General features: G+C 73.0%; 7 protein-coding genes. 5 read left to right on the top strand and 2 right to left on the bottom strand.

All coding sequences use genetic code 11. The features are described from left to right. Positions 1–479 (top strand): glycerate kinase (locus tag AC3WUG_RS09555; RefSeq protein ID WP_492327428.1); only part of this gene is annotated, 479 nt, incomplete at its 5' end. Positions 480–668: 189 nt separating this feature from the next. Then, complete coding sequence (gene erpA / locus AC3WUG_RS09550) at positions 669–1,019, top strand: iron-sulfur cluster insertion protein ErpA (protein ID WP_147796443.1); 351 nt, start codon at positions 669–671, stop codon at positions 1,017–1,019. A gap of 203 nt (positions 1,020–1,222) precedes the next feature. Here erpA and AC3WUG_RS09545 read toward each other — a convergent pair whose 3' ends face one another. Continuing rightward, positions 1,223–2,380: a cysteine desulfurase family protein gene (locus tag AC3WUG_RS09545; protein ID WP_492327427.1), complete on the bottom strand. Its 1,158-nt coding sequence runs from the start codon at positions 2,378–2,380 to the stop codon at positions 1,223–1,225. 255 nt (positions 2,381–2,635) lie between these two features. On the opposite strand from AC3WUG_RS09545, the gene ctaC reads away from it, so the two are divergent. The 3 genes from ctaC to AC3WUG_RS09530 all read left to right on the top strand — a co-directional run bounded on the left by ctaC (position 2,636) and on the right by AC3WUG_RS09530 (position 5,798). Next, positions 2,636–3,517, top strand: coding sequence for an aa3-type cytochrome oxidase subunit II (gene ctaC, locus AC3WUG_RS09540; RefSeq protein ID WP_492327426.1), 882 nt, complete (start codon positions 2,636–2,638; stop codon positions 3,515–3,517). Continuing rightward, positions 3,517–5,334 carry an aa3-type cytochrome oxidase subunit I gene (ctaD, locus tag AC3WUG_RS09535; RefSeq protein ID WP_492327425.1) on the top strand — a complete coding sequence of 606 codons (1,818 nt, stop codon included), beginning with the start codon at positions 3,517–3,519 and terminating at the stop codon, positions 5,332–5,334. The genes ctaC and ctaD overlap by 1 nt, the downstream gene beginning before the upstream one ends. Before the next feature lie 65 nt (positions 5,335–5,399). Further along, entirely contained in the window at positions 5,400–5,798 is a 399-nt protein-coding gene (locus AC3WUG_RS09530) for a cytochrome c oxidase subunit 4 (protein ID WP_217613991.1), read from the top strand. A gap of 149 nt (positions 5,799–5,947) precedes the next feature. Here the strand turns inward: AC3WUG_RS09530 and AC3WUG_RS09525 are convergent, their stop codons facing one another. Further along, positions 5,948–6,577 (bottom strand): superoxide dismutase, encoded by a 630-nt coding sequence (locus AC3WUG_RS09525; protein ID WP_492327424.1) that lies wholly within the window; start codon positions 6,575–6,577, stop codon positions 5,948–5,950. Positions 6,578–6,861 lie beyond the last annotated feature (284 nt).

Genomic DNA, 6,861 nt, shown 5'->3' with positions numbered 1-6,861 from the left:
ACGGCCTTCGTCGGCAGCGTCAGAGGTGTAGAAGAGACAGGCCCGGTGCCGGTGCGCGGGCGCCGGGGTCGCGCGCCGCGCTCGCCCCGGGGTCGGGCGCGGGCGGCGGTGCGGCGTTCGCGCTCGGGCTGCTCGGTGCCCGGCTCGTGGACGGGGCGTCCTGGGTCGCCGACGCCGTCGACCTGCCGGGCCGGGCCGCCGAGGTGGACCTGGTGCTGACCGGCACGTCCGTCCTCGACGCCACGGCGCTGGAGCACGGCGTCGTCGGGGTCGCCGCGCGCGCCGCGCTGCCGCTCGGGGTGCCCGCGGTCGCGGTGGCGGCGCACCTGCGCACCGGCCGCCGCGACTGGGGCGCCGCCGGCCTCGCGGCGGGGTTCGGCGTCGTCGAGCACCCGGGGGACGAGGACGCGTGGCGCCGGGACCCGTCGGCCGCGCTGCGGGCCCGGCTCCCGCGCATCGCGCGCACCTGGTCGCGCTGACCCGCCGGACGCCGGGCAGCGGCACCGCGCGGCGTGCAGGTCCTGTGCGCGTCCCGCGGCCCGACGCGCCCGCGGGCGTACATTGGGGAACAGATCACGCGGGAGTGCGGTTGTGCTCGACGTGACCGTCCCGCGGCACGCGCCCCGCGCGCGGCCGCGACCGATCCGAGACACCGTCAGGAGACAGCAATGAGCGAGACCACCGAGACCGCGACGCACGGCGTCGACCTCACCGACGTCGCGGCCGAGAAGGTCCGCAGCCTGCTCGAGCAGGAGGGGCGCGACGACCTGCGCCTGCGCATCGCGGTCCAGCCGGGCGGGTGCTCGGGCCTGATCTACCAGCTCTACTTCGACGAGCGCGTGCTCGACGGCGACGCGCTGCGCGACTTCGACGGCGTCGAGGTCGTCGTGGACCGGATGAGCGTGCCCTACCTCGAGGGCGCGACCATCGACTTCGCGGACACGATCGAGAAGCAGGGCTTCACGATCGACAACCCGAACGCGGGCTCGTCCTGCGCGTGCGGCGGCTCGTTCAGCTGACCCGCACCGCCTGACGCCCCGAGGGCCCCGGACCGCACGGTCCGGGGCCCTCGTGCGTCCGGGCCCTCGTGCGTCCCGGGGCCGTCCCTCGTCGAGTGGATCCCCTCGCACGGGCGCGCCCCGGCGTGCCGGTACGAGTGGATCCATCCGCCCCGGTGCGGGCCGGCTCGCCCGGCCCCGACCCCGGCACCGGCCGGCCGTGGTCAGAGGTCGGTGAGGCCCGCGTCGCGGCGGATGGCCGACACGACGCCCGGCAGCACGGCGCAGAACCGGTCGACGTCCGCGGCGGCGGTGCCGACGGGCAGCGACAGCCGCACGTTCCCCTGCGTCAGCGCGCCCATCGCGGCGAGCACGTGGCTGGGCTCCTCCGTGGCCGAGGTGCACGCCGACCCGGACGCCACGGCGAACCCGGCCCGGTCGAGCGCCGTGACGACGGCCTCGCCGTCGACGTACAGGCAGGAGAACGTCAGCACGTGCGGCAGCCGCCCGTCCGCCGGCCCGGCGACGTCGACCTCCGGCACCTCCGCGGCCACCCGGGCCCGGACCCGCTCGACCAGCGCGTGCCGCGGGTCGGGCCCGGCGGCGACCCCGGCCGCCGCGGCCTGCAGCGCGACGGCGGCCGCCAGGGCCGCGGGGACGGACACGCCGCCGGGGAACCAGCGGTCCTCGTCGCCGGCGCCGGCGGGCGGCACCGGGGAGCGGCGCACCCCGGCGCGGGCCGCGAGCACGGCCACCCCGGGCAGGGCGCCGACGTCGCCGGGGTCGAGCGTCAGCAGGTCCCACTCCGGCCCGACGGGGACGTGCCCGAACGAGGAGCCGGCGTCGACCAGCAACGGGACCCCCGCGGCCCGCGCGGCGGCGTGCGCCGCGGGGACGGGCTGGAGCGCGCCGACCTCGCCGTTCGCGTGCTGCACCGCCGCCAGCGCCACGCCCGGGCGCGCCACGGCGTCGCCGAACGCGCCCGGGTCGAGGCGGCCGTGGCGGTCGACGGGTGCCGTGACGAGCGCGCCGGCGGCCTCCGCCGCGTCGAGCACCGCCCGGCGCTCGACCGCCGACGCGACCACCGTCGGCCCGACCCGCCGGCGACCCCGCGCGACCGTCAGCACCGCGCCGTGCAGCGCCGCGGTGTGCGAGGGCGCGAGGACGACCTCCTCGGTCCGCGCCCCCACGAGCGCCGCGACCGCCTCCCGGGCGCCGTCGAGCAGCGCGCGGGCGCGCCGCCCCTCGGTGTGCAGCCGGCGCGGGTCCGACCAGCCCTCGTCGAGCGCGGCGAGGAACGCCTCGCGCGCGGCAGGCAGCACGGGCGCGCGGCCGCCGGCGTCCAGGACGACGCGGCGGGCGGCGGCGGGGGAGTCGGTCACCCGGGCACGCTACCGGCCGCCGCGGCACGCCCGGTCGGGGCCGCGGACCCGCAGGCGACGCACGGGCCGGTCAGGGACGTGATCCAGATGACACTGCGTCACAAACTGGCGTCCGCGGGCGGTTCCGAGGCAACGACAAGCCGACCAGCGCGCTACGCTGCACGGGATCGAGGACATAGGTCCTAGGTGACTTCCCTGTCGGGCGACGCACGGTGCGGTGTCGTGCGCGACGGGGACCGACGTGGAAGGCCCCCGGTGCGCTCGCAGACCCCCCGCCGCCCCTGGCGGACCCGACTGGCCGTCGCGGGCGCCGCGACGACCGTCGCCCTGGCGCTCGCCGGATGCTCGCCCGAGGCCCAGCGAGGCTGGCTGCCCGGCGACTCCGACAACGAGATCACGAACCAGACCGGACGGATCACGAACCTCTGGGTCGGCTCCTGGGTGGCCGCCCTGCTGGTCGGCATCCTGGTCTGGGGCCTGATCCTCTGGTGCGTCACGGTGTACCGGAAGCGCAAGGACGACGACCAGCTCCCCGTGCAGCTGCGGTACCACGTGCCGCTCGAGATCATGTACGTGGTCCTGCCGATCATCATGGTCGGCGTGCTGTTCTACTACACGGCGCGCGACATGACGGAGATCCAGGACACCAGCGCCGAGCCGGACGTCACCGTCCAGGTGATCGGCAAGCAGTGGAGCTGGGACTTCAACTACGTCGACGACGACGTGTACGACACGGGCCAGCACGCCCAGGAGGTCGGCGCGACCGGCGTCCTCGCGGACCAGCCGACGCTGTACCTGCCGGTGGGCGAGCGGGTCGAGTTCGTGCTCGACTCCCGCGACGTCATCCACTCGTTCTGGGTGCCCGCCTTCCTCTACAAGCAGGACATGATCCCGGGGCGCACCAACACGTTCCAGGTCGTCCCGCAGGTCGAGGGCGAGTACGTCGGCAAGTGCGCCGAGCTCTGCGGCGAGGAGCACTCGTCGATGCTGTTCAACGTGAAGGTCGTGTCGCGCGAGGAGTACGACGCGCACATCGACGAGCTGCGGGACGCCGGCCAGGACGGCCAGCTCGGGCTCGACTACAGCCGCCTGCAGGACGTCCGCTCCGACTCCTCCGACACTCCCGAGGAGAACTGATGGCCGCCACCGTCGAGGCCGTGCCGGGGCTCGCCCCCCGCCGCCAGACCCTGGGCCGCACGATCGTCAAGTGGGTCACGTCGACCGACCACAAGACGATCGGCTACATGTACCTGATCACCGCGTTCGTGTGGTTCGCGGTCGGCGGCATCATGGCGCTGCTGATCCGCGCCGAGCTGTTCGAGCCCGGCATCCAGATCGTGCAGAGCAAGGAGCAGTACAACCAGCTCTTCACGATGCACGGCACGATCATGCTGCTGCTGTTCGCGACGCCGCTGTTCGCGGCCTTCGCGAACATCATCATGCCGCTGCAGATCGGCGCCCCCGACGTCGCGTTCCCGCGGCTCAACGCGTTCTCGTACTGGCTGTACCTGTTCGGCGGCCTGATCGCCGCGGGCGGCTTCCTCACCCCGCAGGGCGCGGCGTCGTTCGGCTGGTTCGCGTACGCGCCGCTGTCGAACTCCGTGTACTCGCCGGGCGCCGGCGGCGACCTGTGGGTGTTCGGCCTCGCGCTGACCGGCTTCGGCACGATCCTCGGTGCGGTCAACTTCATCACCACGATCGTCACCATGCGCGCCCCGGGCATGACCATGTTCCGGATGCCGATCTTCACCTGGAACACGCTCGTCACGAGCCTGCTGGTGCTGATGGCGTTCCCGCCGCTGGCCGCCGCGCTGTTCGCGCTGGGTGCCGACCGCCGCCTCGGCGCGCAGGTCTTCAACCCCGAGAACGGCGGCGCCATCCTCTGGCAGCACCTGTTCTGGTTCTTCGGGCACCCCGAGGTCTACATCATCGCCCTGCCGTTCTTCGGCATCGCGACCGAGATCCTCCCGGTGTTCAGCCGCAAGCCGGTGTTCGGCTACAAGGGCCTCGTCTACGCGACGATCGCGATCGCGGCCCTGTCCGTCACCGTGTGGGCGCACCACATGTACGTGACCGGCGCGGTCCTGCTGCCGTTCTTCGCGCTGATGACGATGCTCATCGCGGTGCCGACAGGCGTGAAGTTCTTCAACTGGATCGGCACGATGTGGCGCGGCAAGCTCACGTTCGAGACGCCGATGCTCTGGACGATCGGCTTCCTGACGACCTTCCTGTTCGGTGGCCTGACCGGCATCATCCTGTCCAGCCCGGCCCTCGACTTCCAGGTCTCGGACACGTACTTCGTCGTCGCGCACTTCCACTACGTGGTGTTCGGCACCGTCGTGTTCATGATGTTCGGCGGCATGTACTACTGGTGGCCCAAGTTCACCGGCCGCATGCTGAACGAGCGCCTGGGCAAGGTGCACTTCTGGCTGCTGTTCATCGGCTTCCACATGACGTTCCTCATCCAGCACTGGCTGGGCGTGGTCGGCATGCCCCGCCGGTACGCGGACTACTCGCCCGAGGACGGGTTCACCTGGATGAACCAGCTCTCGACGATCGGCTCGATGATCCTCGCGATCTCGACGCTGCCGTTCCTGTGGAACGTCTACATCACCTGGCGCCGCGCGCCGAAGGTCACCGTCGACGACCCGTGGGGCTACGGCCAGTCGCTCGAGTGGGCCACGTCCTGCCCGCCGCCGCGGCACAACTTCACGTCGCTGCCGCGCATCCGGTCCGAGCGCCCCGCGTTCGACCTGCACCACCCCGAGGTGGCGGCCATGGACCACGTCGAGCCCGAGCCCGGGTTCTTCGACTGGGAGGCCGAGCGCACGGGCGAGCAGAGCGTCGCCCGCGACCGCGCCGACCACGGCGGCGGCCAGGAGGAGCAGTCCAGCGCGACCATCGTGGACGACCGTCCGCGGAGCACCGACGACGAGGAGGGCCGGGACAGGTGAGCAGGCTCGACGAGTTCGGCGGCGCGAGGCCGTCGGTGTCCGGCGGCGAGCGGCCGCGGCACGCCATGAAGGTGGAGCCCTACCTGTTCCTGGGCGGGATCCTGTTCTTCATCCCGATCGGCCTGATCTACGCGTGGTGGAGCGGCGGCGAGCCCGTGGGCACCGTCGGCATCCCGCTGGTCGGCGGCCTGGTGGGCATGATCGGCGGCTACCTGCTGCTGCTCTCCCGCCGGATCGACGCCCGCCCGGAGGACGACCCGGAGGCGCTCATCGCGGAGGGCGCCGGCGACCAGGGCGTGTTCAGCCCGTGGAGCTGGTGGCCCATCACGATCGCCTTCGCCGGCGCGCTGGTGTTCCTCGGCATGGCGATCGGCTGGTGGCTGCTGTACATCGGTGGTGCGCTCGGCATCATCGGCCTGGTCGGGTGGATCTTCGAGTTCTCCCGCGGTCAGCACGCGCACTGACGCACCGCACGGCACGACGGGCCGGGCACCCCACGGGGTGCCCGGCCCTTTCGGCGTCCGCCAGGACGTCGCCGGTGCCCGCTGCGGGCACGAGAGAGGCCGGCCCGCCCCGGAGGGCGGACCGGCCTCGCGCAGCCGTCAGAGGGCGCTCAGAGCGACGGGACGATCAGGCCCGAGGTCTGGGAGCGCGCGCGGGCGAACCGCTCGCCGGCGTCCGCCCAGTTGACGATGTTCCACCACGCCTTGACGTAGTCCGCCTTGACGTTGACGTAGTCGAGGTAGAACGCGTGCTCCCACATGTCGAGCACGACGATCGGCACGATGCCCAGCGGGATGTTGCCCTGCTGGTCGTACAGCTGCACGATCACGAGCTTCTCGCCCAGGGAGTCCCAGGCGAGGATCGACCAGCCGGAGCCCATGATGGTCGTGGCGTTGGCCGTGAAGTGCGCCTGGAACTTGTCGAACGAGCCGAAGAACTCGTCGATCGCCGCGGCGAGCTCGCCGACCGGCTTGTCGCCGCCGTCGGGGGAGAGGTTCTCCCAGAACACCGAGTGGTTCACGTGGCCGCCGAGGTTGAAGGCCAGGGTCTTCTCCAGGCCGGCCACGGCGGCGAAGTCGCCGGACTCCCGGGCTCCCGCCAGCTTCTCCAGCGTCGTGTTGGCGCCGGCCACGTACGTCGCGTGGTGCTTGTCGTGGTGCAGCTCCATGATGCGGCCGGAGATGTGCGGCTCGAGCGCCGCGTAGTCGTAGGGCAGGTCCGGAAGGGTGTAGTCAGCCATCAGTGCCTCTCCTGCTCGGGCCGCGGCTTCGGTTCGCCGCGGCGGCGTCTTCGCAGTCGGTGCGCCCCGCCGTCGGGCGGGCGCACCTCCTCTGTCGTACCACGACCGGGCGGTGCCCGGCCTCCCGGGCCGGGATCCGGCTCGGTGGTGCGACGGGTCCGGCGACCTGCGGGGACGACGACGCCCGGGCCGCTCCGGCGGTGAGCCGGTGCGACCCGGGCGGGGTCGTCCTGTCGATCGCCTCGCCCACCCGGTGCAACGACCGGGCCGACGGGATGATTCCC

Source organism: Cellulomonas sp. EB106-03-03-XG116 (genome assembly GCF_058792015.1).
Note: the sequence above shows the minus strand (reverse complement) of the source record. Positions and strands in the feature narration are given on the sequence as shown.